A 25916-nucleotide genomic window follows, 5' to 3' on the forward strand; every position below is an offset into this window, starting at 1 on the left:
GCGTACATCTCAATCTGCGGACAGCTTGATCAGCGCTGGTTGATCAGAGTTGCGCCTGCAGCCACTGCTCAGCACGCTGCAAGTCCTCGAGCGTGTCGATGCCTGGCGGAAACGGTTCGGGCGTCATGCGCACGGCAATGGCGTAGCCGTGCTCGAGCACACGCAGCTGCTCCAGCGACTCGGCCTGCTCCAGCACCGTGCGCGATAACGTGGTGTATTGCTTGAGAAAGCCCGCACGATAGGCGTAGATGCCGATATGCCGCAGAAACGGCAGCTCGACGGGCAGCGTGTCACGATCGATCGCGAAGGCGTCGCGTGCCCACGGCAGCGGCGCGCGGCTGAAGTACAACGCACGACCACTCTCGGCACGTACCAGCTTCACCACGTTGGAATCGAACAGCTCGTGCGCCTCGGCGATCGCGGTGGCCAGCGTGGCCATCGGTGCGTCATCCTCGGCCAGCGCGCGCGCCACTTCGCGAATACCCGCCGCCGGCGCAAACGGCTCGTCACCCTGCAGGTTCACTACAATGGCGTCGTCAGCCCAGCCGTAATAAGCGGCGCATTCGGCGAGCCGGTCGCTGCCGGAGGCGTGATCCGGACGCGTCATGCAGATATCGACACCCTGCCCGACCAGTGCATCGGCGATGCGTTGATCATCCACTGCCACTACCACCTGACTCGCGCCAGCCTGCAGCGCACGCTGGGCCACCCGCACCACCATCGGCACGCCGGCAATGCTTCGCAGCGGTTTGCCCGGCAAGCGGGTCGACGCGTAACGAGCCGGAATGGCGACAATGAAGTCGGGTACAGCGTCAGTCATGAGAGTCTCTCGGCATGGGAGCCAAGCCTAGGAGCCTGGGCAGCAGAAACACAAGCGGCTGCGGCTGCGCTCTTTTGGCCAGCTTTTCCGCTCCTTTTCGTTGAATAGCTACGGCTATTCGCCTCAAATGAGCGAAAAACCTTACTAAAAAGTGCTTTGCCTCGCTCGCTTGGTTTCTACCGTCCAGGCTCCTAGCCGCAACGACGGCGTGAGGCGAACCGGCGAACTTAATCGATCGCCCGCAGCGCGAAACCGCAGCCGTTAGCCAGTTCAAGAAAACCAGGAAATGACGTGGCCACGTGGCTGCAATCGTTGATCCGCACCGGCGCTTCGGCGACCAGACCGGCCACTGCAAAGCTCATCGCGATGCGGTGATCAAGATGGCTTTGCACCGAACCGCCACCAAGCTTGCCACCGTGGATGATCGCGCCGTCGGGCGTCTCTTCGATGCACGCGCCGAGCGCACGCAGCCCAGTAGCCATCGTCGCGATGCGATCGGATTCCTTTACCCGCAACTCGGCCGCGCCGCGGATCGTCGTGGTTCCCGTTGCCACCGCCGCCGCAATGAACAGCACGGGGAACTCGTCAATCATGTCAGGCACCAGCGACTCGGGCAGCTCGATGCCGTGCAGCGGTGCATAACGAACGACGAGGTCGCCTACCGGCTCACCACCGCTCTCGCGTGGCGACTCGATCGCAATATCGGCCCCCATCAGGCGCAGCGCATGCAGCAAGCCGGTGCGGCGCGGATTCAGGCCTACCGCCGGCAGGCGCAGGTGTGAACCCGGCACGATGCTGGCAGCGACCAGGAAAAATGCTGCCGAGGAAAAATCGGCTGGCACTTCGACGTCCGTGGCGCGCAGCGTGTGACCTCCCTCCAGGCTGGCATGACCTGGCGAAAAATCGATCGGCCAGTCGAAGGCAGCCAGCATGCGCTCGGTGTAATCGCGGGTCGGATGCGGTTCGATGATCTCGGTCACGCCTTCACTGTAAAGGCCAGCCAGCAGCAGGGCCGACTTCACCTGTGCGCTGGCAACCGGCAATTCGTAACGGATGCCGCGCATGGCCTGACCACCGTGCACGATCAACGGTGGCAGCCCGTCGCGGCTATCGATGCGCGCGCCCATCTGTATCAGCGGATCAGTCACTCGACGCATGGGTCGCTTCGACAGCGATGCATCGCCGACCAGTTCGCTGTCGAACGTCTGCCCAGCCAGCAAGCCGGTGAGCAGGCGCATGCCGGTTCCCGCGTTGCCGCAATCAAGTGGTTCGGAGGAACCGCGCAAACCGTGCAGGCCAACACCGTGGACCACTCGCTCGCCGCTCGATGGTGTCTCGATGCGCACGCCTAGCTTCGACAACACCGCCGCGGTGGCGCGGGTATCTTCGCCTTCCAGAAAACCGTGGATACGCGACGTACCCTCAGCGATCGCGGACAGCATCAGGGCACGGTGCGAGACGGACTTGTCGCCCGGCACACGGAGTTCGCCATGCAGGGACTGACCCGGCTGACTGCTCCAGTCAAGACTGCTTCGATCGGACATGGTCAAACGACTTTCTCCAGAACGATTTCTTCGACAACGATCCATGCTGTATTGCGCACATCGATCATCTCAGGGCAACGCCACTGGATAGGAACCCAGCACGCGAACGGTAGCCGCGGTTTCGCTGATTTCCCCAACCGCCGCCTGCAGCTTGGCTTCATCGATATGACCGGACACATCGATGAAAAACGCGTACTGCCACTTGCCGGTATGCGCCGGCCGCGATTCGATGCGGTTGAGGCTGACGTCGTGCTTGGCGAACGGGCTGAGTACGGCGTAGAGCGCGCCCGGCTGATCGTTCACCGTGACCAGCAGCGAGGTGCGGTCATTGCCTGATGGCGGAAACAGCGAGCGACCGATCACCAAGAACCGCGTGGTGTTGTCGGCGCGATCCTCAATGCCCGTGGCGAGCGTCTTCAGCCCATAGATCTTGCCAGCCGTCTCACCGGCAATGGCCGCGGCGTCATCTGCATGCCGCGCCATTCGCGCCGCTTCGGCGTTGCTGCCCACCGCAATGCATTCGACGCCCGGCAGGTTGATGCGCAGCCAGGTCTTGCACTGCTGCAGCGACTGCGCATGCGCGTAGACACGCTTGACGTCCTCAAGCTTACCCGCCAGCGAATGCAAGCATTGATGCACGCGCAGTTCCACTTCGCCGCAGATGGTGGCCTTGGAAGTGAGGAACATGTCCAGCGTGACCTGGATCATGCCCTGGCCGGAATTCTCCACCGGCACCACGCCGAAGTCGGCATGGCCAGCCGCGACTTCCTGAAACACTTCTTCGATGCTGCCCAAAGGCAAACCATAGGCGGCATGACCGAAATGCTTGCGCACGGCCTGTTCGCTGAAGGTGCCTTCCGGGCCGAGAAAACCGATCTTCAGCGGATCTTCCTGCGCCAGGCACGACGACATGATTTCGCGGAAAAGCCTCACCATCTCGGTGTCGGAAAGCGGGCCATCGTTGCGGTCCACCACCATGCGCAGCACATGGGCCTCGCGCTCGGGCCGGTAATAATCGATCGCCGACAGCCCCTCGCCCTTCACCTTCGCCACTTCCTGCGCGCGGTTGGCACGCTCGGAAATCAGCTGCTGGATCTGCCGATCGATGCTGTCGATGCGCTCGCGCATTTCGGACAGCGGAGTCTTGGGATCGGTCGTACCACGATCAGTCATTAGTGTTGCCGCCTGGAAGTAAAGAAGTCCAAATTACACATTGCATTTTGCCTGAAAAACGCCATCGCCGGCCAGTCAACCGTGCTGTTTGGCGAAGTCGCGCATGAATGCCGTCAGCACTTGCACTGCTTCGAGTGGCACCGCGTTGTACAGCGACGCGCGCATGCCGCCCACGGCCTTGTGCCCCTTCAGCGCCAGCAAACCGGCAGTTTCAGCTTCCTTGAGGAACGTGGCATCCAGTGCACTGTCGTGCAGGGTGAAAGGGACATTCATGCGTGACCGCGCCGGAACATCGATGGGATTGCGGTAATAGCCGCTGGATCCATCGATCGTGCCGTAAAGCAGCTCGGCCTTGGCGCGATTGCGCTCAGCCATCACCGACAGCCCACCCAATGCATGGAGCCACTGAAAAGTCAGCCCAGCCAAGTACCAGCCCCAGGTGTTGGGCGTGTTGAGCATCGAATCGTTGGCAGCCTGTTCGGCAAAACGGAAAATCTTCGCCATCGGCCGGCCGGCCCGCTGCAGCAGATCGCGGCGAATGATCATCACGACAAGGCCGGACGGACCGATGTTTTTCTGCGCGCCGGCATAGATCAGGCCAAAACGCGACACGTCCAATGGCTCGGACAGAATGCTCGATGACATGTCGGCCACCAATGGCACCGTACCGACATCGGGAACCTCATGAAACTCCACGCCATGAATCGTCTCGTTCGGCGTGTAGTGCACGTAAGCCGCGCCCGGGTCGAGCTGCCAGTTGTCGCGCGTGGGGATGCGGCGGTAGTCGTCAGCTTTGGCGCTGGCCGCCACATTGACGTGCAGATACGGCGCCGCCTCGCTGATGGCCTTGCTGCTCCAATGGCCGGTATCGATGTAATCGGCGCTGTCGCCTTCAGCTGCGAGGTTCATCGGAATCTGCGCAAACAGCTGGGTCGCCCCGCCCTGCAGGAACAACACGGCGTAATCGGCGGAAATGCCCATCAGCGTGCGCAGGTCGGCCTCGGTCTGCGCGGCCATCTCGACGAAGCGCTTGCCGCGGTGCGACTGCTCCATCACCGAGGAGCCGCTACCATTCCACTCCAGCATCTCGCGCTGGGCGCGATCGAGCACTTCTTGCGGCATGGCGGCCGGACCGGCGCTAAAATTCCAGACTCTGCTCACGTGCGGTTGCATCCATCGATTGACTGTCCACGCATTATGACGCGGTGCAGAACGCGATAGCTAACCAGGAGGCTGTTGGCGCCCGAGGAGTACAACTTAGAAATGGATCAGCAGTATCGACGCAATGCCTAACGCAATCAGGGCAGCCGTAGTGATCAGCCACCACACTTCACCCGTTGGGCCAGCGGTCTCTTCTGGCAGTTTCGCCGCCGGAGGCGGTTCGCGCATGACGATCTCAGGCTCAGGCTCCATGCCCGGCGCATCGACCACGAAACGGTGCATGGCCACAGCAATCTGATCGTCGGGTTGCAGCGCCAGACTTTTCGCGATGACCCCGTTGACCCGCAGCGGGAATCGCTCGGAGTCTTGCGTGACCTCCAGCAAAAGCCTGCCTTCCTCCCAATGAATACGCAGCGAGGCCATTTCGCCCTGCGGCAATTCCAGCGGATAACGGCCTTGTGCACCCAGTTCGAGGCTGGTCTCCAGCGGCAATACCCGCCCGGAAAGCGGACCGGATACTGCACGCAGCGCCACCGTGCAACGTATCTGTTTCGGTAGAATAGGCGAGGATCGCAGCGCAGGATCCTGATCGGCACGCAGCAGCATGCGGCAGTCACCCACGCTGATCACATCACCCGCACGCAACAGCGCCCGCTCGCGCACTGGCCGCGCATTCACATGGATACGGCTCGCCGCCGGCAATACCTGCAACACCAGGCCACGGCGATCCTGCTGAATGCGCAGGTGCTTCGCCGCCGCCTGCGATGTGGCCAACACGAGGTCATTGTCGGGCGCGCTACCAATGGTCAGCTGCGCCTGCGTCCAATGGAAATCCTCGCGGGCCACATTGGGAAATTCGATGCGCATGGATCAACCAGTAGAAAGACAACAAAACTTTACCATGCAGCCCATCACGTCCTGACGCATCGCCCTCATTAAGATTTTTGTGTTTAAGATCGGCATTCGTTCAAGGAGTCCGTTATGCCCCAAATCGATATACGTCGGCCACACCAGCTCTCGATACCCGAGGCCCGTACCGTGGTCGACAAAGTTGCCGTGAAGATGCGTGAAAAATTTGCCACCGAGAGCCAGTGGCAAGGCGATACGCTGAAATTCTCTCGATCCGGCGTGAACGGCACCATTGCCGTCGGCAGCGACGCGGTTGTGGTTCACGCGGAGCTGGGGCTGATGCTCTCGCCGATGAAGGGCATGATCGAACAGGAAATCCGGCGCAAACTGGATGAATATTTCGCCTGATCGATATTTACCGACTTTGTTGATGATTCTTTAACCAAACGCTTATCCATGGCATAATCGGCGGCTTAGCAGCCATGCCGGCTGTGCGTGACTACCGGAACACATGGCCAAAGACGACGTCATCGAAATGGAAGGCACGGTCCAGGAGACCCTGCCCAACACCATGTTTCGCGTGCAACTTGAGAATGGGCACGTCATCATCGCCCATATCTCCGGCCGCATGCGCAAGCACTACATCCGCATCCTTACCGGCGACAAGGTCAAGATCGAAATGACCCCGTACGACCTGAGCAAGGGACGCATCACGTATCGCATGAAGTAATCGGCATGCAGTAAAGCCGATCTCTCTGGACACGAAAAAGCCGCGCAATGCGCGGCTTTTTGCGTTGTTGCAAGAAAGCTGTCCGGAATCGGACGCCGATCCCGAACAGCTATAGGCTCAGGCTGCTGGCTCGGTAACTTCGGCCGGCTCGATGGTTTCGCAATCCACCTGCAACTCACCATCCCGAACGCTCAAGCGAACCAGGCCACCATCCGTCAACTTGCCGAACAGCAGCTCGTCGGCCAGCGCACGCTTCACCTTCTCCTGAATCACCCGCGCCATCGGACGCGCGCCCATTTGCGGATCGAAACCATGATCTGCCAGCCAGCGGCGGGCATCGGAATCGACATCCAGGCTGACATGCTTCTCGGTCAGCTGACTTTCCAGCTCGATCAGGAACTTGTCGACCACGCGCAGGATGTGCTCGAAATCGAGCGCACCGAACTGAATGATCGCATCCAGCCGGTTGCGGAACTCCGGCGTGAAGGTGCGGCGGATCACTTCCATCGCATCCGAATCATGCTTCTGCTCGACAAAGCCCATGCTGCGGCGTGAGGCCAGCGCAGCACCCGCATTGGTCGTCATGACCACCACCACGTTCTTGAAGTTGGCTTCGCGACCGTTGGTATCCGTCAGCACACCGCGATCCATGACCTGCAACAGAATGTTGAATACATCCGGATGCGCCTTCTCGATCTCGTCCAGCAGCAGCACCGCGTGCGGATGCTTGACCACCGCCTCGGTCAACAGGCCACCTTGGTCGAAACCGACATAACCCGGAGGCGCACCGACCAGCCGCGACACGGAATGACCTTCCATGTACTCCGACATGTCGAAACGGATCATCTCGATACCGAGCTGCATCGCCAGCTGCTTGGTGACTTCGGTCTTGCCAACGCCGGTGGGGCCTGCCAGCAAGAAGCAGCCGATCGGCTTGGATGGATCGGCCAGACCCGAACGGGCCATCTTGATCGAAGCAGCCAATGCCTCGATCGCCGGATCCTGACCGAACACCACCATCTTGAGATTTCGCTCGAGATTGCGCAGCACGTCGCGATCGGAGGCCGAGACCTGCTTGGCCGGAATACGCGCCATCTTGGCCACGATGTACTCGACCTCGGTCACATCGACCTTGCCGGTGCGCTGGTCTTCGGGCAGCAGCCTCTGACGTGCGCCAGCCTCGTCGATGACGTCGATGGCCTTGTCCGGCAGCAGACGATCGGGGATGTGTTTGACCGACAAATCCACCGCGGCCTTCAATGCCTCGTTGGTATACGAGACGTGGTGATGCTCTTCGAAACGCGAGCGCAGGCCTTTGAGAATCTCAAGACTGTCGGCCACGGTGGGCTCGACCACGTCGATCTTCTGGAAGCGACGGGCCAGCGCGCGATCTTTCTCGAACACGCCGCGATATTCCTGGAACGTGGTCGAACCGATGCAGCGCAACTCACCCGATGCCAGCATGGGCTTGATCAGGTTGGAGGCATCCATGGTGCCGCCCGACGCCGAACCCGCACCGATGATGGTGTGGATTTCGTCAATGAACAGGATCGCACCTGGCTGCTTTTTCAGCTGGCCGATCACCGCCTTCAGGCGCTTCTCGAAGTCGCCGCGATATTTGGTGCCGGCAACCAGAGCGCCGAGGTCCAGCGACCAGATCGTGGCGCTTTCCAGCACCTCGGGCACTTCACCATCGACGATGCGCTTGGCCAGACCTTCGGCCAGGGCCGTTTTGCCCACGCCAGCTTCGCCAACGTACAGCGGGTTGTTCTTGCGGCGGCGGCAGAGCACCTGGATCGTGCGCTCGATCTCGTCGGCGCGCCCGATCAATGGATCGATCTTGCCTTCCAGCGCCAGTTCGTTGAGATTGCTGGCAAACTCATGCAGCGGATTGCCCTTCGGCTCGCCGCTCTCTTCGCCTTCACGCTCGGTGCTCGGGCTGCTAGTCGCCGCGTCATCGCCAATCTTGGCAATACCGTGCGAAATGTAATTCACCACGTCGAGTCGGGTGATTTCCTGCTGATGCATGAAATACACCGCGTGCGAATCCTTTTCCCCGAAGATCGCCACCAGCACATTGGCGCCGGTAACTTCCTTTCGGCCTGAGGACTGCACGTGATACACGGCCCGCTGCAGCACCCGTTGAAAGCCCAGTGTCGGCTGCGTATCGCGCTCGTCGCCCTGCGGCAGCACCGGCACGGTTTCGAGGATGATGCGTTCGAGTTCTGACGACAGCCTAGGCAGATCCACGCCGCAGGCGCGCAGTGCGCCGAGCGCCGACTGGTTTTCGGTCAGCGCCAACAGCAGATGCTCCACTGTCATGAATTCGTGGCGCTGTTCGCGGGCCTGCTTGTAGCAATGGCCGATGGTGACTTCCAGATCCTTGCTGAACATTCGGATCGTCTCCGCTTGCAAAGTTGAGCGGCCAGTTGCGCCGCGATGATCACGAAGTGGGGTCGCTCAGAGCTTTTCCATAGTGCATAACAACGGGTGTTGATGTGAGCGTGAATATTCGTTGACGTGAGTCACTTTGGTCTCAGCGACCTCCCGTGTAAAGACGCCGCAAACTCCCTTACCGCGAGTATGCACGTGCAGCATCACCTGAACCGCCTGCTCCTGATCGAGATTGAAGAAGCTTCGCAATACCTCTACCACGAAATCCATCGGGGTAAAGTCATCATTCAACAAAAAGACCTGAAAAAGTGGTGGACGAGCCACTTCGGGCTTGGCGACTTCCACCGCCAGACCGCGACCGCCGCCTTGTTCGTGTTCGGATTCGTGGGCCATGGTTTCTTGGGTAGCTCATCTTTGATACGAAGTATACGCCGCAGCGGATGCTGCTTTTTCGAGCTGCAGCGGCTCGGGCACACCCCTAGGTGATGGCACAATGGCCACTTTTCCAGTGCTGTCACGCGTCCATGATCGAACCCGTTGCCAATGCCGATACCAATGCTGATATTTGGCGCCCCCACGTCACCGTGGCCTGTGTGATCGCCGATGGCGACCGTTACCTGATGGTCGAGGAAGAGGTGAAGGGTCAGCTCGCCTACAACCAGCCCGCCGGTCACCTCGATGATGGCGAAAGTCTGCTTGATGCTGCCGTACGCGAGACGCTGGAGGAAACCGGCTGGACCGTGGCTTTAGAACACCTTATCGGCATTCATCAATGGCGCAGCACCGAACACGGCGATGCAGTGATCCGTTTCAGCTTCGCCGCCAGGGCGCTGAGGCATGATGCCGCACGCCCGCTGGACACTGGCATTCAGCGCGCCTTGTGGCTGACCCGCAGCGAAATCGCCGCGCTGGGCGACCGACTGCGCAGCCCACTGGTACTGATGAGCATCGATGCGTGGCTTGCCGGCCAGCGGTTACCCTTGAACGCGCTCGGTTATCTCCCTGATCACGACGCTGCGCTGCCCGCGGGCAAGACCGTATGAAGGTGATGCTCGGCATCTCCGGCGGCGTCGACTCGTCGGTCGCGGCGTTGCTGCTGCAGCAGGCCGGGCATGAAGTCGATGGCCTGTTCATGCAGAACTGGGAGGAAGACGACCGCAGCGGCCCGTGCACCACCGATGCGGACCGCAAGGATGCCGTGGCCGTCTGCGGCCGACTGGGCATCCCATTCCATGCACGCAATTTCGCGGCCGAATATTGGGACGGCGTGTTCGAGCACTTTCTTGCCGAATATCGTGCCGGCCGCACGCCGAATCCCGATGTGCTGTGCAACCGTGAAATCAAATTCAAGACGTTTCTCGACGAAGCACGCTCGCTGGGAGCCGAAAAAATTGCTACCGGCCATTACGCGCGCGTCGACGGCAAGGACGGGGCCTATCGCCTGCTTCGCGCCGTGGATGCAGCCAAGGACCAGACCTATTTCCTGCACGCACTGGGGCAGCAGCAGCTGGCCGCAACGCTTTTCCCCGTCGGTGAGATCGAAAAGCCGCGCGTACGCGAAATGGCGCGAGAAGCCGCGCTGCCTACGCATGCGAAAAAAGACTCCACCGGCATCTGCTTTATCGGCGAACGCGATTTCCGCAGCTTTCTGGCGCAGTACATTCCTGCGCGCGCCGGCGAAATGCGCACGCCTGAGGGCGAGTTGATCGGCCAGCATCAGGGCGTGATGTATTACACGCTGGGCCAGCGCAACGGGCTGGGGATCGGCGGCCGGCACGGCGCCAGCGGTGAAGCCTGGTATGTGGTCGGCAAGGACGTGCCTGCCAACGTGCTGTACATCGCGCAGGGGGGCGAGAATCGCTGGCTGTATTCCGAGCGGCTGCAGACCGAGGCACCCACCTGGGTGGCTGGCACAACCCCAGGCACGCACTTTCGGTGCACCGCCAAAACCCGTTACCGCCAGATCGACCAGCCCTGCACTGTCGAAGTCCGGGAGGATGAGCTTGAAGTACGCTTTGACGACCCGCAGCGCGCTGTCACGCCGGGCCAATCCGTCGTCTTCTATGAAGGTGAGGTTTGCCTCGGCGGCGCGATCATCGCTGCCACCGACGCGCCGTACGGCGGCTTGCTGCCAGCATTCACGCCCTCACCTACATCAACGTTTGTTTCCGGAGAACCGCAAGCTCGTGTTTGAAACCTTTGCCATGAATGAAGAGCGCGTGCTCGCCCTTGCCGGCCTGTTCCAGGCCTGTGCGCTGGCACAGCAGCTCGCCAATGAAGGACGTTGCGATGAAGGCGTCATGGAAGCCAGTGTGGCCAGCATTTTCCGAATCGACGCGCCATCGGTCGTTGGCGTATACGGCAATATCTCCGGCGTGCGGCTGGGCCTGCGCAACCTGATTGCGCAGCTGGATGAAAGCGACCGCGACATGTCGGTCACGCGCATGGTGGTGACCGTCATGCGGCTGGAGCGCAGCCTGTCGCGGCGACCGGAGCTGCTCGAAAAGCTGCAGCAGGGCATCGTTGCCGCGCAGCGTCAGGTGGAGCACTTCGGTCAGGGCTCGACCCAGGTCTTCGGCCGGCTGGCCGAGCTGTACGCCTCCACCCTGTCCACACTGAAACCCCGGGTGATGGTCAGTGGCAACCCGCAGCAACTGGCACAACCGGCGGTGGTGGAGAAGGTTCGAAGCAATCTGCTGGCGGCAGTGCGCTCGGCGGTGCTGTGGCGGCAGGTCGGTGGTCGGCAGTGGCAGCTGATCCTCTATCGGCGCCAGTGCAGCATGCTGGCACGCGGCATGTTGACCGGAGCCACACTGGACAACCGCTGACGGCTGCGGTCCACTCGGCCGACCTTCCTGAAACGCCATGCAAAGACGGGCACGGTACATGAGGGTCGATCAGGAGTGCTCGTGCTGGATCTGCTTGGAACGGTCGGCGCCGTGCTTATCCTGGTGATCGTGGTTCGCCACAGGCACCTGAAACTGCCCTATAACGACTCGATCGATGGGCCGCACTTGAGCTGAACACGTCAGTTAACGATGTCCTCATCCAAAAGGTCTGCACAAGCATTCTCGTCCACCATGCATTGGAACCCTGCCCGCCTTAGTTGCAGCCACCGGTAGCCCGACGTGCACATTCTGCTTGTGGAAGACGACATCCAGCTCGGCGAAGCGATCCGGCACGCGCTGGAGCAACAGTCCTATGCCGTTACCTGGCTGCGTGACGGCAACGAGGCTGCTCGCGCGCTGCGCGACCCCACGGCCGACTTGGTGCTGCTAGATCTCGGCCTGCCCGGCAAGGACGGCATGGACGTATTGCTAGAGGCTCGACGCCAAGGAGTGAAAACGCCCATCCTGGTGCTGACTGCGCGCGACGCCATCGACACCCGCATCCGCGGGCTGGATCTGGGTGCAGACGATTTTCTGGTGAAACCTTTCCATCTCGGCGAACTGGCCGCGCGCATCCGCTCGCTGACCCGTCGCGCGCAGGGCCTGGCCGACAACCTGATCGAAGCGGGCGGCATGCGGCTCAACCTTTCGACCGCCGAAGTCGAATTCCGCGGTGAAAAGGTCAGCCTGACCCGGCGCGAATTCGCACTGCTGCAGGTGCTGATGGAGCGCGCCGGACGCATCGTGCGCCGTGATGCGCTCGAAAACTCCGTTTATGGGCTCGATACAGTGGTCGAACGCAATGCGATCGAGGTGCAAGTGCACTGGCTGCGGCGCAAGCTCAGTCCCGAGGTGATCACCACGGTGCGCGGTATTGGCTACATGGTGCCGCGCGAACCAAAATGAGATCGCTGCGATGAGTGCAGCTCCATGGAGAGCCGATCGATGAGAACACCCCTATCAGGGCAGCTCCATCATGGCGGCTCCATGAGCGCATCTGCATGAGCGCACCGATGAGAGCTGCCAGCCTGCGCACACGCCTGACCTGGCTGATCATCGCGGTGCAGGTCGGCGTGCTGATTCCGCTGGGCGTGCTGAGCTATCAGCGCGAGCTCAGCGAAATGGATCACCTGCTGGACGGACGCCTGGCACAGGCTGGTCGCACGCTGGGAACACTGATCGAACATGTCTCCTCTTTGCCGGGGCACAACGCGGGCAACGCCGTGCTGCCGGCTGATGCACTGCGCGGCGTGATGGTTCGGGTGCATGAGCGCAACTTCGAGCCCGAAGTCGGCTTTCAGGCCTACGCCGCCGATGGACGTCTGCTCGCCGCCACCGCCAATCTCGCCACGCTGTCGCCGCCTCCCGCCGACGAGCGCGGCTTTCGCGATTTGAGCCTGCAGGATCAGACGTGGCGTATCTTCACGCTGAAAAATCAGGCTGGACTGGTGATCCGCATCGGTGAGCGCTCCGACAACCGCCATGCCATCACCCGCACGCTGGTCATGGAACACAGCCTGCCGCTGATCATCGGGTTGCCGTTGCTGGCGTTGCTGGTGAGCTGGGCGGTCGGGCGCGGGCTGCGGCCGCTGGACCGTCTTACGGAGCAGCTAGCCAGTCGCTTGCCGGGCAGCCGGCAGCCCGTTGCCGTTGATGACACACCGCGCGAGATCACGCCGCTGGTACTGGAACTCAATCAGCAGATCGAGCGACTGGAAGACACCATCGAACGCGAACACCGCTTTGCCGGCGATGTGGCCCACGAGCTACGCACGCCGCTGGCCGCCACCATGATCCATCTGGAAAGCGCGCAGATTGCGGGCAGTGCGGAGGAAGTCGATGCCATGCTGCAAAGTGCCCAGATGGGTCTGGCACGAATGGCACGACGGATCGAGCAGATCCTCGCACTGGCACGACTGGAAGCTGGCGCCGCATCCGAGCAGCGCGCACGGATTGAACTGATCACGCTCACCACCGAAGTGATCGAAGAACTGGCGGCACTGATCGCCGAAAAGGACATCGCGCTCAGCCTCACACACGACATCGATGAAGTCTGGGTCAGTGGGCACGAAGTGGCGCTGACCGCGATGTTTCGCAACCTGATCGAAAACGCGCTGCGCTACTCGGGATCGGGAGGCCAGGTGGACGTGGCCATCCAGCGCGAAGGCGATGCAGTCATCATCGCCATCTCCGACGATGGTCCGGGCATTCCGGTCGAGAAGCGTGAAGCAGTCTTCGAACGCTTTCATCGCGAGGTGGAAAGCGAATCGCGCGGTTATGGTCTGGGCCTCAGTATCGTGCAGCGCGCGATCCAGCTGCATCAGGCAAACATCGAGCTATTGGCCTCGCCATTCGGTAGCGGGCTGCAGGTGCGCATCCGTATGGCCAGCGCGGACCGTTGATCACAGCCGATTGCCAGCTACCCGACAAACGGCCATTCAGCTGACAGCAGGCCGCGCGAAGCATCCAAAAAGGTTTAGCAAAGGCTGGCTTGCCATGATCCGTGGCAATCGCTGACCGTACCGTGGAGCTCTCCGTGGTGGTCATTGAACGCTGCTGCCATCTGGAAAACCTCCATGCTCGGTCTTGTTCGCTTAGCCCTGTCACGACCCTACACCTTTGTTGTGCTGGCGCTGGTCATCCTTATCGCTGGCCCGCTGGCCGCATTGCGTACGCCGACCGATATCTTCCCGAACATCGGCATCCCGGTGATCAGCGTGGTGTGGACTTATAACGGCCTGCCGCCCGACCAGATGTCCGGCCGCGTGATCTATTACTACGAACGTCAGCTGACCACCTCGGTCAACAATATCGAGCACATCGAATCACAGTCGCTGCCCGGTGCCGGCGTGGTGAAGATCTTCTTCCAACCCGGCACCGATATTCGTACAGCTACGGCACAAGTCACCTCGATCTCGCAGACGGTGGTCAAGCAGATGCCACCGGGCATTACGCCGCCACTGATCCTCAACTACAACGCCTCCACGGTTCCCGTGCTGCAGATGGCGCTGTCGAGCAAGACGCTGTCCGAATCCAAGATCCGCGACATTGCGCAAAACGAGGTTCGACCCACGCTTGTATCGGTCAACGGCGTGGCGATTCCGACGCCATACGGCGGCAAGCAGCGTCAGATCACCATGGATCTGGATCCGCAGGCACTCGATGCCAAAGGTCTGTCCGCACAGGACGTCGCCAACGCGCTGGCCTCGCAAAACCAGATCATTCCGGTCGGCACCGCCAAGATTGGCACGTACGAATATCACGTGCAGCTCAACAACAGTCCGAAAGCCTTCTCCGATCTGAACAACCTGCCAATCAAGACGATCAACGGCGCCACCATCACCATCGGCCAGGTCGCCCACGTACGCGACGGTTCTCCGCCGCAGAACAACGTGGTGCGCGTGGATGGCAAGCGCGCGGTGCTGATGCCGATCCTGAAAACCGGTAGCGCTTCGACGCTGGCCGTGGTCGCAGGCATCAAGAAGCTGATGCCACTGATCGAGGAGACGATGCCGCCCTCGCTGAAAATATCGATGCTCAACGATCAATCCGTGTTCGTGAAATCGGCGATCGCCTCGGTCGCGCGCGAAGGCATCATTGCGGCGTTGCTGACCTCGGTGATGATCCTGGTCTTTCTCGGCAGCTGGCGCTCCACCGTCATCATCGCGGTGTCGATCCCACTCTCGATCCTGTCGGCCATCGCGCTGCTGTCCGCCACCGGGCAGACGCTCAACGTGATGACCCTGGGCGGCCTGGCGCTGGCCGTCGGCATCCTCGTCGACGATGCCACGGTGACCATCGAGAACATCAACTGGCATCTCGAGCAGGGCAAGGATGTCAAGACAGCGATCCTCGACGGTGCGGCGCAGATCGTCACGCCCGCCTTCGTCTCGCTGCTGTGCATCTGCATCGTGTTCGTGCCGATGTTCATGCTCGACGGCATCGCCGGTTTCCTGTTCCGGCCGATGGCGCTGGCGGTGATTTTCGCGATGGCCTCCTCGTTCGTGCTCTCACGCACGCTGGTGCCGACCATGGCGATGTTTCTGCTGAAGCCCCACATCATCGAGGGCGGCAGCGGCGACCATCCGGAAGATGGCTATATCAACCACCACGATGGCGATCAACATCATGCCCACCGCAACGTGATCGTGCGCAAGGCGATTGCGTTCCAGCTCGCCTTCGAACATCGCTTCACCAGGATTCGTGACGGCTATTACGCGATGCTCGGTGCGGCGCTCGCCCATCGGCGTAACTTCATCCTCGGTTTTCTGGGCTTCGTGCTGATCTCGTTTGCGCTGGTGCCATTCCTCGGACGCGACTTTTTCCCGAATGTCGACGCCGGATCGATCGCACTGCATGTTCGCGCACCGATGGGTACTCGCGTGGAAGAAACCGCGGCAGAGTTCGATCACATCGAACAGACGATCCGCCAGATCATTCCCGCCGACCAACTCGACACCGTGATCGACAACATCGGCTTGCCGTTGAGCAGCGTCAACCTTGTCTACAGCAACACCGGCACCATCGGTCCGCAGGACGGCGATATCCAGATCTCGCTGAAGGAAGGCCATTCACCAACGGCAGACTTCGTCAAGAAGCTGCGCGAGCAGTTGCCCAAATCATTCCCGGGCACCGAGTTCGCGTTTCTACCAGCCGACATGACCAGCCAGATCCTCAACTTCGGCGCGCCGGCACCGCTCGATGTATCGATCACTGGCCGCAACAGCGATGAAAACGAAGCGTATGCAATGCAGATCATGAAGAAGCTGCGCGCCGTACCGGGCATCGCCGACGTGCGGTTGCAGCAGAGCACCAGCTATCCGCAATTGAACGTGCATGTGAATCGTACCCGCGCCGATGCCCTGGGTATCACCGAGCGTGACGTGACCAACAGCATGGTCGCCTCGCTCGCGGGTAGCGGTCAGGTCGCGCCGGCGTTCTGGCTCAATCCGAAGAACGGCGTGTCGTACGCCATCGTTGCCGCCACGCCGCAGTACAAGATGGATTCGATGGCTGACCTGGCGCGGCTGCCGGTGACGTCGTCTACCGACAAGTCCAGCCAGATGCTCGGCGGCATCGCCAGCTTCACGCGCGAACCCAGCGCCGCAGTCGTTTCGCACTACAACATCCTGCCCTCGTTCGACATCTATGCGTCAGTGCAGGATCGTGATCTCGGCGCGGTGAGTACCGATGTCAACAAGGTGCTGGCGCAGTTCGCCAAGAGCCGACCCAAGGGTACCCTGGTCACCTTGCGTGGACAGGTCGGCACTATGAACGAGGCCTTCAGCGGCTTGCTGTTCGGCCTGCTCGGCGCGGTAGTGATGATCTACCTGTTGATCGTGGTCAACTTCCAGTCGTGGCTCGATCCGTTCGTAATCATCACGGCGCTCCCCGCCGCGCTGGCCGGCATCGTATGGATGCTGTTTGTCAGCCACACGACGTTGTCGGTACCCGCACTGACCGGCGCGATTATGTGCATGGGCGTGGCCACCGCCAACTCGATTCTGGTGGTGAGCTTCTGTCGCGAGCGGCTGGCCATCCATGGCGACGCGGTAAAGGCTGCGATGGAAGCCGGCTTTACCCGCTTCCGTCCGGTCTGCATGACTGCGCTGGCGATGATCATGGGCATGCTGCCAATGGCACTGAGCCAGGAACAGAATTCACCGCTGGGCCGCGCCGTGATCGGCGGCCTGCTGTTTGCCACCTTTGCCACGCTGCTGTTCGTACCGGTGATTTTCAGCCTCGTGCACGCCGGCGAAAAGCACGCCGTTTCCGCCGACTCAAATTCACCCGATCCAAATTCACCTGATTCAATTTCACCCGTTCTGATGCCTGGAGAAAATCCTCATGTCGCCTAACCACGATGCTCCAGCGCAGCGCCCGCTGCGGCTGGGCCGTCCCATCGCCATCGTTCTCGTACTGGCGGTGCTGGCAACGGCGATAGGGCTGGCCGTGCGCGCGCACGACTACCACCAGTTGGTCAGCTGGACCAATGCGCAGGAACTGCCAACGGTGCAGCTGGCACCGATAGCGGGCAAAAGCGATAACCATGCGATGACCTTGCCCGGCCGCGTCGATGCGTGGATCAGCGCACCGATCCATGCCCGCGTCAGCGGCTACCTGAAAAGCTGGGACAAGGACATCGGCAGCACGGTGAACGCCGGCGATACGCTAGGCATCATCGATACGCCGGAGCTCGACCAACAGTTCGAACAGGCCAAGGCCGTGCTGGTGCGTGCCAAGGCCGATCAACGGCTGGCGCAGGTCACCAGCCAGCGCTGGCAGCATCTGCTCAGCTCCAACTCGGTATCCAAACAAGAAGCCGATGAAAAGAGTGGTGAGGCCGAAGTGGCCGCCGCCAACGTGCTCTCGGCGCAGGCCGATGTGGACCGACTTGCTGCGCTGGAGTCGTTCAAGCACATCACCGCACCTTTCAGCGGCACGGTGACCAGCCGCAATACCGACATTGGCGATCTGATTTCATCCACCAGTGAAAACAGCCCTGCCTTGTTCACGGTGGCCGACACCAGCAAGATGCGTCTGTACGTGCGCATTCCCCAAGGCTACGCGGCATCGATCAAGCCCGGCATGACAGTCAACCTCAGCGTGCTCGAACATCCGGGTGAAACCTACAAAGCCACGCTGATCGGCTCGTCGGGCTCGGTCAATCAGGAGTCCGGTTCGTTGCTTGCGCAGTTCGAAGCACCCAACCCGCATGGCGAACTGTTGCCTGGCGATTACGCGGAAGTGACGCTGCCGGTCGCGGTCAACACGCATCTGATCACCGTGCCGGCAACCGTGCTGATCTTCCGCGCCGCCGGTCCACAGGTCGCGGTGCTGGGTGCGGACAACCGCGTACAACTGCGTGATATCCACATTGGCATGGACTTGGGTGACGCGCTGGAAATCGATCACGGCCTGCAGCCAGGTGATCGCATCATCGATCATCCGCCGGATTCGCTGTCGCAGGGTGACGAGGTGCAGCTTGCGGCCGCGGCTTCGAGCGGGAACGCCACGCATGAACAGCCGAAGCAGGGTTGATACCATGCGCATCCTATCCACCATTCGCAAGCAGCGATCGCGTTGGCAGACTGGTGCTCGTCATGCATTGGCCGGTTGTCTGCTGACCGCACTGGCTGGTTGCTCATTGGCGCCGACGTACCATCGTCCCGATATCGCCATACCCGCCAATTACAAGGAGGCATCCGGACTGTGGGCGCCTGCTGCGCCCGCCGATACGCTCGCCCGGGGCGACTGGTGGCAGATCTTTGGTGATACGGCGCTGGATGGACTGGAGCACAAGCTGGACGCCAGCAATCCTTCCCTGGCGGTCGCACTATCGCGCTACGACATGGCGCATGCCTACGAGGGCGAGCTTCGTTCCGGTCTGTTTCCGCATCTGGGTGTGGACGGCGGACCGTCGAACAATCGCCAGTCGAACAATCGTCCGCTGCGCGGCAGCAACCAGCCGAACGAATACGACGCCAACACCGCGCAGTTTTCGGCGGACTACGAGTTCGATTTCTGGGGCCGCGTACGCAATGAAGTAGCCGCCGGCAAGGCGCAGGCACAAGCGGCTGATGCCGACCTGGCCTCGGCAAAACTGAGCCTGCAATCGCAGCTCGCCGATCTGTATATCCAGCTGCGCGGCTATGACATCCAGGCGCACATTCTCGCCGATTCGCTGGATGCCTATCGCAAGGGTCTCGTGCTCACGCAGAACCGTATGGAAGGCGGCATTGCCTCGGGTCTGTCGGTTGCACGCGCCAAGAACCAGCTATCCGACGCCATGGCACAGGCCGCCGAAGTAACCGCGCAGCGTGCGCTTACCGAGCACGCAATCGCCACGCTGGTGGGCGTATCAGCGTCTCAGTTCTCGCTGCCATCTTCGGATATTCAGATCGGCCTGCCGATGATCCCCTCCGAAATACCTTCCACCCTGCTGCAGCGCCGCCCTGATATCGCTGCCGCCGAGCGACGCACATTCGCCGCCAACGCCGATATCGGCGTGGCGCGCGCAGCGTTCTATCCAAGCTTCAGCCTGTCCGCTCTTTTCGGCTGGCAGAACACCGGCAACGGCAGCCTGCTCAGTGCTGGCAACCGCATGTGGGCGCTCGGCCCGATCGGTGCATTGAGTCTGTTCGACGGTGGCTTGCGGCGCAGTCGCGAGCGCGAGGCGAAAGCCGGATTTGATGAAGCTGCCGGGCAATACCGCGTCACCGTGTTGACGGCCTTTCAGCAAGTGGAAGACAACCTGTCGCTACTGACCAATCTCAGTCACGAAGCGCATGACGAGGATGATGCGGCAACGGCCGCGCAGGACGCGGCAACGATTGCAACGAACCGCTATAGCGAAGGTATCGTCAACTATCTCGACGTGGTAACGGCCCAGACCAGCTACCTGCAAGCCAAGCGCAACGCCGAGCAAGTTCGTACCCGTCGTCTACAGGCCAGCGTGAATCTCATTCGTGCCCTGGGCGGCGGCTGGAGCGACTCAGACATGAAAAAGCCGCCAACCGATCAACCGGTGGCGGCTGTTCCATGAGTCGCGCAAAAGCAAACGGCGGGCCGTGCCCGCCGTTTTCCGTCCTTGGGTCGAACTCCTTTCCGATAACTCGTTACAGCTAAAGCCTGACACGCACAGATGACACTACGACATCAGAGCGATGACAAATCTCTTGTCATCGCGCTTGCTCCGAGAACGACGATCAGAACTTGTAGCTGAGCATCACGCGGTTATACGTAAACGGCTGGTTTCCTGGATTCAGGTTGTTGAGGCCGCCCGAGGATTTTTCCCAGCGGTCGCGAATCTGAAAGCCCTTCATGAAACCATCAAAGTTATAGATGATGTCGAAGTAGGTATCGTGGAAGCTGCCGTTCAGATCGGTGGTGTACTTCGCATACGCAGCAACCAGCTGCACCTTCTTGTCGAAGAGGTCATAGGAGAACTTGGCCTTCGTTGCATGGCCCGGGCCGGCTTCCACCAGACCACGGATCATCGAGGTCGTGTACAGCGGATCAGTCGCGTAGCTGGCGGTGAACGGCGAGATGATCGAACCGTCACCGATGACCGAACCGGTCTCCTTCTCAACCTTGTTGTACATGAGGTCGAAGCGGCCATTCGGGATCACGACGCCGAGGTCGGCACCCCAGACACGGCTCTTCACGTTGGTGCCGGCAATGTTGTTGATCTTGAGCTTGTTTGCCACCAGCACGTTGTCCGAACCACCGCCGCTCTCGGTCAGCCCCTGCAAGCCAATGACGGGGTTGAAACCGGTACCGGTGTCGAAAACATAGCTGCCGTCGGCATAGCCCATGCGAGCGAAATCGAGGAAGTCGTAGTACCAACCCTGCGCCTTCAGGCCGCCGTTGACATACGTGCTACCCAACGCCCACGTGCCACTGGTTTGTTTCGCGGTCAACGGCAACCCCTGGTTACCACCGTAAAGCGTGTCGCCCTCATAGAGGGCAGCGTAGTAGTTGTTGTCGTTGAAGTAGTCATCGGACGTGCGGCTCTTGTAGCTAAGCTCGCGGATTCCGATAATGTTCCAGCCGGTGATCGGCGTGAAAACAGTGCTCAGTGCTTCGTACGAGTTAGGCAGCAAGCGGCCATCGCTGTTACCCATCCACGGCGTGTTCAAATACTGGTAACCGGCGCGCGCCATAACCCAGTCATTCTTGTACTGCAGGTAGGCCTGGCTCAGCGCCGTGAGCGAATCGTTGGCCCCCATCAGCGTGGTATCGACCCGCTTCGGATTGTCGGCCAGCGAACCCAACGAATTCGCACTGACCAGCGAGGCGCCGGCACTGAAACCATCCAGCGAGGCGGTCTGTGCATTGAGCAGAATCGAGCCGCCAAAGGCGCGGGCGCTCGGCTTCGCCGCAACGTCATAATCATAGGTGCGGTTGAAGTCGTAAAGACGAAGCTCACCATCCACATGACCCTGCGTGAACAGGTCACTGAAGGTATTGATATTGGCATCATCGGCGTGCGCGACTACGCTGAGTGTGCCGAGCACGGCAGCAATGGCTGCGGCGACGATTTTATTGCGCATGATGAGAAGCTCCGCATCGAGTTAGTAAAGACGTACGACGGAGGCGACACTCAAAAGTGTCTGTTAAATTCACTTAACGCCCCATCTCGAAGCGCAGCATGCCGCGCATACGTGACGCTTACGTATACAAATAATGACAGTTAGATGACAGCAAACACCACAAGCATTTAACGTGGGCATCCCATAAGCAACTGATGCCCCGCCACTTCCGCTTCGAGTCATTCTCGCTTCCTATCGAAGCATTTGGGAGCCATGACTAGATGTATACGTGATTGCATTGCGACACAAACAGCTATGCAAATCACGGGAAACGGGCAATCAACGATTGAGAACCTTCTTAAAAGGCATGCACCGATCAAGGCATTGAACGGTGAATGCTATGCTCATCGCATGTCATATACCCCCCTTACCTCCCCTGCCCGCATGGCGGAACGCTTCCGCGGTTTTCTTCCTGTTGTCGTCGATGTAGAGACGGGAGGGTTCGATGCCGAACACGATGCGCTGCTAGAGATTGCGGCTGTGACAGTAACCATGGATGCCGGTGGTTATCTGCGTCCTCACCAGACCATATCGACCCATGTCGAGCCATTCCCAGGCGCCAATATCGACCCGCGCTCGTTGGAAATCACCGGTATCGATCCTTATAACCCGCTACGTGGCGCGCTGACCGAACGCCTGGCGCTGGATCATATTTTTCAAGCGGTGCGACAGGCCGTACGCGAGGCCGATTGTCAGCGAGCGATCCTGGTCGGGCACAACGCGGCTTTCGATCTGGGTTTTCTCAATATGGCGGTGCGTCGTTGCGGCAATAAACGCAATCCGTTTCACCCCTTCAGCTGCTTTGACACCGTAAGTTTTGGTGGGCTCGCTTTTGGTCAGACCGTATTGAGCAAGGCTGTGCTGGCGGCAGGCCATACATTCGATGGTCGTGAAGCGCACTCGGCTGTCTATGATGCCGAACGGACGGCAGACCTGTTCTGCACGGTGGTCAATCGCTGGCGGCAACTGGAACTCCTGGAGCAGGAGCATGCTGCGATTGACGCTCCACAGGCAGGCTTGGGCTAGGTTTTTCGGCTGGCCGTGGTGCATTTATCGCAATTCCTGACAGCAATATCTTGCGTTGTCATCTTTTTGCAACATTCATCTCATCTCATTGCAACACGAAAGGCCTGAAATGGCGGGGTCCAATCCTCCGCCCCTCATAAGGAGCTACCGTGTTGATCACTCGCAAATCTTCGTTCCGATTCGCGGCCGTTGCCGCGATCGCCGTGTCTTCGACGTTTGCCGTCGCCGCCCAGGCAACCGATATCACCGGCGCTGGCTCCAGCTTCGTGTATCCGGTCATGTCCAAGTGGTCGGCTGCGTATGCCGAGAAGACCGGCAATCATCTTAACTACCAGTCCGTCGGTTCCGGCGCCGGTATTGCACAGATCAAGGAAGGCACCATCGATTTCGGTGCGTCCGATGCCCCGATGAAAGCCGAAGACCTGCAGCAGTTGGGCCTGGGGCAGTTCCCGGTCGTGGTCGGCGGCATTGTGCCGGTGATCCATATCGAAGGCATCGCGGAAGATCAGGTCAAGCTCGATGGCACCACTTTGGCCGACATCTTCCTCGGCAAAATCACCAACTGGAACGACCCGAAGATCGCCGCGTTGAATGCCGGCCTCAAACTGCCGGCCGGCAAAATCACCGTGGTCCATCGTTCGGATGGTTCGGGTACTTCGTTCAACTTCACCAACTTCCTCTCCAAGGTCAACGCGGACTGGGCCAGCAAAGTGAAGTTTGGTACTGCGGTGGAATGGCCGACGGGCGTGGGTGGCAAGGGCAACGAAGGCGTGTCGCAGTACGTGCGCCAGATTCCGGGTTCCATCGGTTACGTTGAGTATGCCTACGCGGTGAAGAACAAGCTGGCCTGGGTTGATCTGAAGAATGCCAGCGGCAATTTCATCAAGCCGAATGCCGCTGCTTTCGCCGCCGCTGCCGCAACTGCCGACTGGAAAAGTGCAAAAGATTTCAATCTGGTGATGACCAATGCACCGGGTGCTCAGGCATGGCCGATTACTGCCACCACCTGGGTAATCATGTACAAGACGCCAAAGAACGTCGCGAACAGCAAGGTAGCCTTCGACTTCTTCAAGTGGTCGCTGGAAAAAGGTCAGGAAGACGCTTCATCACTCGACTACGTGCCGCTGCCGGCAGCATTGGTCTCGCAGATCGAGGCTTACTGGGCATCTGATTACAAGCAGTGATATCGCAGGCGGTGATCAGCTTCCAGCCTTCATCGCCCGCTGCATAGCAATACTTGCTGCAACGCCGCCCTTTTCCGGAAGGGCGGCTTTTCGCTAGAAGCAGCTGTCACAGCTTCGCTACATCCGGTTTTCTGTTTGCTTGAGGATTGCATCGCACATGTCAGCGCAACCCGGCACCCTCGCACCTCCCCGTGTTGTGGAGCAACGCACTCACCGCGACGCCCGCCAGGAGCAATTATTCCGATGGCTGCTCAAAGGCTGTGCCCTGCTGGTGCTGGCCTCACTGCTCGGTGCCGCAGGAGCCACGTTGTGGGGCGGTCGCGAGGCCTTCGCCAAGTTTGGCTGGCACTTCCTGGTCAGCACCGCGTGGGATCCGGGCAACGACGTCTACGGTGCGCTCGTGCCGGTCTATGGCACCATCGTCACCTCACTTATTGCTTTGCTGATCGCCGTACCGGTGAGTTTCGGCATTGCGCTTTATCTGTCCGAAGTAGCACCCACCTGGCTGCGCACGCCAGTGTCGTCAGCCATTGAACTGCTGGCTGGTATCCCTTCGATTATCTACGGCATGTGGGGACTGTTTGTCTTCGCGCCGTTCTTTTCCGAGCACATTAAGCCGTGGCTGACCAGCAACCTCGGCAACAAGCCTGATGATGGCAAGCTGTCGTGGGTGGTCCAGCATGTGCCCTTTGTGGGCAAGCTCTTCGGTAGCGACTACCCCTTCGGCGCCAGCATCCTGGTTGCCGGCATCGTGCTGGCGATCATGATCATCCCGTTCATTTCCTCAGTGATGCGCGAGGTGTTTCAGACGGTACCGACGCGGCTGAAGGAGTCCGCCTATGCGCTGGGCTCCAGCACGTGGGAAGTATCCTGGGACATCGTGCTGCCGTACACGCGCTCGGCGGTGATCGGTGGCATTTTCCTCGGCCTCGGACGCGCGCTCGGCGAGACGATGGCGGTGGCCTTCATCATCGGCAACTCGATGACGTTTTCGGCATCGCTGCTCGATCCCGGTACCTCGATTGCTTCGACCATCGCCAACCAGTTCAGCGAAGCCTCGGGCCTGCAGAAATCGTCGCTGATGGCGCTGGCGTTTCTGCTCTTTGTGGTCACCTTTATCGTGCTGCTGATCGCTCGGTTGATGCTGCGCCAGTTGAAGCGCAAGGAGGGTAACTGATGAGCTCCATCTATCTGCGCCGCCGCATCACCAACTGGCTGGCGATGGGATTCAGTGCCTTGGCCACGCTGATCGGGCTCACCTTTCTGGCCTGGATTCTCTGGGAGACCCTGCGCCAGGGCATCAGCGCGCTGAATTTCAAGCTGTTCACTGGTATTACCGCCAACGGTGACGAGGGTGGCCTGGCCAATGCGATGGTCGGTAGCCTGATCATCAACTTCCTCGGCATCGCCATCGCCACACCGATCGGCGTACTGGCAGGCACTTGGCTGGCCGAATACGCCAACCGTACCAAGCTGGGTGAGACCATCCGGTTTCTCAACGACATTTTGCTGTCCGCACCGTCGATCGTGATGGGTCTGTTTGTCTACACCATCATCGTGCTGCCCAGTACGGTGCTGACCCATGGCTCGACGAGCTTTTCAGGTTTTGCCGGCGGCGTCGCGCTGGCGCTGATCGCCCTGCCAGTGATCGTGCGCACCACCGACGAGATGCTCCGATTGGTACCTTCCACGCTGCGCGAAGCGGCGCTGTCGCTGGGCGTGCCGCAGTGGAAGCTGACCATGCAGATTCTCATCCGCGCAGCGCGCTCGGGCATCATCACTGGCGTACTGCTGGCGCTGGCGCGCATCTCGGGCGAAACGGCACCTCTGCTGTTCACCGCGTTCGGCAACAACTACATGACGCTGAATCCCATCGACAAAATGTCCAGCCTGCCGCAGATCATCTATCAATACGCCAATGATCCGGGCGATACAGCCCATGCCATGGCCTGGGCTGGCGCGTTTGTGGTCACCATGTTCGTGCTGCTGTTGAGCCTCGGCTCCCGTCTGGTCTTCTCTCGCAACAAGGTGTCCCATGACTGATTCTGCCCTG

The 25916-nt window shown here is 60.5% G+C and carries 22 protein-coding genes; 14 read left to right on the forward strand and 8 right to left on the reverse strand.

Annotation, left to right across the window (positions count from 1 at the left end):
* Nucleotides 1-43 precede the first annotated feature (43 nt).
* From kdsB to HDE80_RS17425, 5 genes are all read right to left on the reverse strand, one after another.
* Nucleotides 44-820, reverse strand: a complete 777-nt coding sequence (gene kdsB, locus HDE80_RS17405) for a 3-deoxy-manno-octulosonate cytidylyltransferase (RefSeq protein WP_184673024.1) — start codon at nt 818-820, stop codon at nt 44-46.
* Nucleotides 821-1047: 227 nt separating this feature from the next.
* On the reverse strand, nt 1048-2364 hold the full coding sequence (gene aroA, locus HDE80_RS17410) for a 3-phosphoshikimate 1-carboxyvinyltransferase (RefSeq protein WP_184673026.1): 1317 nt from the start codon (nt 2362-2364) through the stop codon (nt 1048-1050).
* Between the two features lie 69 nt (nt 2365-2433).
* A complete protein-coding gene (gene pheA, locus HDE80_RS17415; RefSeq protein WP_184604539.1) occupies nt 2434-3537 on the reverse strand; it encodes a prephenate dehydratase in 1104 nt (367 codons plus the stop codon).
* A 75-nt stretch (nt 3538-3612) separates the two neighbouring features.
* Complete coding sequence (gene serC / locus HDE80_RS17420) at nt 3613-4698, reverse strand: 3-phosphoserine/phosphohydroxythreonine transaminase (RefSeq protein WP_184673028.1); 1086 nt, start codon at nt 4696-4698, stop codon at nt 3613-3615.
* Nucleotides 4699-4794: 96 nt separating this feature from the next.
* Nucleotides 4795-5565, reverse strand: a complete 771-nt coding sequence (locus HDE80_RS17425; RefSeq protein WP_184673030.1) for an FHA domain-containing protein — start codon at nt 5563-5565, stop codon at nt 4795-4797.
* Between the two features lie 114 nt (nt 5566-5679).
* Here HDE80_RS17425 and HDE80_RS17430 point away from each other — a divergent pair, with 114 nt between their 5' ends.
* Both HDE80_RS17430 and infA read left to right on the forward strand, forming a co-directional pair.
* Nucleotides 5680-5955 carry a polyhydroxyalkanoic acid system family protein gene (locus HDE80_RS17430; protein WP_184673032.1) on the forward strand — a complete coding sequence of 92 codons (276 nt, stop codon included), beginning with the start codon at nt 5680-5682 and terminating at the stop codon, nt 5953-5955.
* Nucleotides 5956-6058: 103 nt separating this feature from the next.
* Nucleotides 6059-6277 carry a translation initiation factor IF-1 gene (gene infA / locus HDE80_RS17435; RefSeq protein WP_007508585.1) on the forward strand — a complete coding sequence of 73 codons (219 nt, stop codon included), beginning with the start codon at nt 6059-6061 and terminating at the stop codon, nt 6275-6277.
* Nucleotides 6278-6394: 117 nt separating this feature from the next.
* Here infA and clpA read toward each other — a convergent pair whose 3' ends face one another.
* Both clpA and clpS read right to left on the reverse strand, forming a co-directional pair.
* On the reverse strand, nt 6395-8671 hold the full coding sequence (clpA, locus tag HDE80_RS17440) for an ATP-dependent Clp protease ATP-binding subunit ClpA (protein WP_184673034.1): 2277 nt from the start codon (nt 8669-8671) through the stop codon (nt 6395-6397).
* A gap of 66 nt (nt 8672-8737) precedes the next feature.
* Nucleotides 8738-9064 (reverse strand): ATP-dependent Clp protease adapter ClpS, encoded by a 327-nt coding sequence (gene clpS / locus HDE80_RS17445; protein ID WP_184604548.1) that lies wholly within the window; start codon nt 9062-9064, stop codon nt 8738-8740.
* A 131-nt stretch (nt 9065-9195) separates the two neighbouring features.
* On the opposite strand from clpS, the gene HDE80_RS17450 reads away from it, so the two are divergent.
* The 8 genes from HDE80_RS17450 to HDE80_RS17485 all read left to right on the forward strand — a co-directional run bounded on the left by HDE80_RS17450 (nt 9196) and on the right by HDE80_RS17485 (nt 20104).
* Nucleotides 9196-9714: an NUDIX hydrolase gene (locus HDE80_RS17450; RefSeq protein ID WP_184673035.1), complete on the forward strand. Its 519-nt coding sequence runs from the start codon at nt 9196-9198 to the stop codon at nt 9712-9714.
* Nucleotides 9711-10865 (forward strand): tRNA 2-thiouridine(34) synthase MnmA, encoded by a 1155-nt coding sequence (gene mnmA / locus HDE80_RS17455; protein ID WP_184673037.1) that lies wholly within the window; start codon nt 9711-9713, stop codon nt 10863-10865. The genes HDE80_RS17450 and mnmA overlap by 4 nt, the downstream gene beginning before the upstream one ends.
* A 10-nt stretch (nt 10866-10875) precedes the next feature.
* Nucleotides 10876-11499, forward strand: a complete 624-nt coding sequence (gene hflD / locus HDE80_RS17460) for a high frequency lysogenization protein HflD (RefSeq protein WP_184673039.1) — start codon at nt 10876-10878, stop codon at nt 11497-11499.
* Between the two features lie 300 nt (nt 11500-11799).
* On the forward strand, nt 11800-12465 hold the full coding sequence (locus HDE80_RS17465) for a response regulator (protein ID WP_184604556.1): 666 nt from the start codon (nt 11800-11802) through the stop codon (nt 12463-12465).
* Nucleotides 12466-12560: 95 nt separating this feature from the next.
* A complete protein-coding gene (locus tag HDE80_RS17470) occupies nt 12561-13961 on the forward strand; it encodes an ATP-binding protein (RefSeq protein WP_255483909.1) in 1401 nt (466 codons plus the stop codon).
* A gap of 174 nt (nt 13962-14135) precedes the next feature.
* Nucleotides 14136-17417, forward strand: a complete 3282-nt coding sequence (locus tag HDE80_RS17475) for an efflux RND transporter permease subunit (RefSeq protein ID WP_184673041.1) — start codon at nt 14136-14138, stop codon at nt 17415-17417.
* On the forward strand, nt 17407-18600 hold the full coding sequence (locus tag HDE80_RS17480; RefSeq protein WP_184673043.1) for an efflux RND transporter periplasmic adaptor subunit: 1194 nt from the start codon (nt 17407-17409) through the stop codon (nt 18598-18600). Before HDE80_RS17475 ends, HDE80_RS17480 begins: the two co-directional genes overlap by 11 nt.
* Before the next feature lie 4 nt (nt 18601-18604).
* Nucleotides 18605-20104 (forward strand): efflux transporter outer membrane subunit, encoded by a 1500-nt coding sequence (locus tag HDE80_RS17485; RefSeq protein WP_184673045.1) that lies wholly within the window; start codon nt 18605-18607, stop codon nt 20102-20104.
* A gap of 163 nt (nt 20105-20267) precedes the next feature.
* Here the strand turns inward: HDE80_RS17485 and HDE80_RS17490 are convergent, their stop codons facing one another.
* On the reverse strand, nt 20268-21614 hold the full coding sequence (locus HDE80_RS17490) for a hypothetical protein (protein WP_184673046.1): 1347 nt from the start codon (nt 21612-21614) through the stop codon (nt 20268-20270).
* A gap of 390 nt (nt 21615-22004) precedes the next feature.
* Between HDE80_RS17490 and rnt the strand changes: the two genes are divergently transcribed.
* The 4 genes from rnt (at nt 22005) to pstA (ending at nt 25906) form a co-directional block, all read left to right on the forward strand.
* Nucleotides 22005-22679, forward strand: a complete 675-nt coding sequence (rnt, locus tag HDE80_RS17495; RefSeq protein ID WP_184673047.1) for a ribonuclease T — start codon at nt 22005-22007, stop codon at nt 22677-22679.
* A 152-nt stretch (nt 22680-22831) separates the two neighbouring features.
* Nucleotides 22832-23863 carry a phosphate ABC transporter substrate-binding protein PstS gene (pstS, locus tag HDE80_RS17500; protein ID WP_221437700.1) on the forward strand — a complete coding sequence of 344 codons (1032 nt, stop codon included), beginning with the start codon at nt 22832-22834 and terminating at the stop codon, nt 23861-23863.
* Between the two features lie 157 nt (nt 23864-24020).
* A complete protein-coding gene (pstC, locus tag HDE80_RS17505) occupies nt 24021-25040 on the forward strand; it encodes a phosphate ABC transporter permease subunit PstC (protein WP_184673048.1) in 1020 nt (339 codons plus the stop codon).
* A complete protein-coding gene (gene pstA, locus HDE80_RS17510; RefSeq protein ID WP_184604572.1) occupies nt 25040-25906 on the forward strand; it encodes a phosphate ABC transporter permease PstA in 867 nt (288 codons plus the stop codon). The genes pstC and pstA overlap by 1 nt, the downstream gene beginning before the upstream one ends.
* Nucleotides 25907-25916: the final 10 nt, after the last annotated feature.

Source organism: Rhodanobacter sp. A1T4, assembly GCF_014207185.1.
Classification (GTDB): Bacteria; Pseudomonadota; Gammaproteobacteria; order Xanthomonadales; family Rhodanobacteraceae; genus Rhodanobacter.

Coding starts and splice junctions, on each gene's coding strand:
- kdsB (WP_184673024.1), bottom strand. CDS start 820: ATGACTGACGCTGTACCCGACTTCATTGTCGCCATTCCGGCTCGTTAC.
- aroA (WP_184673026.1), bottom strand. CDS start 2,364: ATGTCCGATCGAAGCAGTCTTGACTGGAGCAGTCAGCCGGGTCAGTCC.
- pheA (WP_184604539.1), bottom strand. CDS start 3,537: ATGACTGATCGTGGTACGACCGATCCCAAGACTCCGCTGTCCGAAATG.
- HDE80_RS17425 (WP_184673030.1), bottom strand. CDS start 5,565: ATGCGCATCGAATTTCCCAATGTGGCCCGCGAGGATTTCCATTGGACG.
- HDE80_RS17430 (WP_184673032.1), top strand. CDS start 5,680: ATGCCCCAAATCGATATACGTCGGCCACACCAGCTCTCGATACCCGAG.
- infA (WP_007508585.1), top strand. CDS start 6,059: ATGGCCAAAGACGACGTCATCGAAATGGAAGGCACGGTCCAGGAGACC.
- clpA (WP_184673034.1), bottom strand. CDS start 8,671: ATGTTCAGCAAGGATCTGGAAGTCACCATCGGCCATTGCTACAAGCAG.
- clpS (WP_184604548.1), bottom strand. CDS start 9,064: ATGGCCCACGAATCCGAACACGAACAAGGCGGCGGTCGCGGTCTGGCG.
- HDE80_RS17450 (WP_184673035.1), top strand. CDS start 9,196: ATGATCGAACCCGTTGCCAATGCCGATACCAATGCTGATATTTGGCGC.
- mnmA (WP_184673037.1), top strand. CDS start 9,711: ATGAAGGTGATGCTCGGCATCTCCGGCGGCGTCGACTCGTCGGTCGCG.
- hflD (WP_184673039.1), top strand. CDS start 10,876: ATGAATGAAGAGCGCGTGCTCGCCCTTGCCGGCCTGTTCCAGGCCTGT.
- HDE80_RS17470 (WP_255483909.1), top strand. CDS start 12,561: ATGAGCGCACCGATGAGAGCTGCCAGCCTGCGCACACGCCTGACCTGG.
- HDE80_RS17475 (WP_184673041.1), top strand. CDS start 14,136: ATGCTCGGTCTTGTTCGCTTAGCCCTGTCACGACCCTACACCTTTGTT.
- HDE80_RS17480 (WP_184673043.1), top strand. CDS start 17,407: ATGTCGCCTAACCACGATGCTCCAGCGCAGCGCCCGCTGCGGCTGGGC.
- HDE80_RS17485 (WP_184673045.1), top strand. CDS start 18,605: ATGCGCATCCTATCCACCATTCGCAAGCAGCGATCGCGTTGGCAGACT.
- HDE80_RS17490 (WP_184673046.1), bottom strand. CDS start 21,614: ATGCGCAATAAAATCGTCGCCGCAGCCATTGCTGCCGTGCTCGGCACA.
- rnt (WP_184673047.1), top strand. CDS start 22,005: ATGTCATATACCCCCCTTACCTCCCCTGCCCGCATGGCGGAACGCTTC.
- pstC (WP_184673048.1), top strand. CDS start 24,021: ATGTCAGCGCAACCCGGCACCCTCGCACCTCCCCGTGTTGTGGAGCAA.
- pstA (WP_184604572.1), top strand. CDS start 25,040: ATGAGCTCCATCTATCTGCGCCGCCGCATCACCAACTGGCTGGCGATG.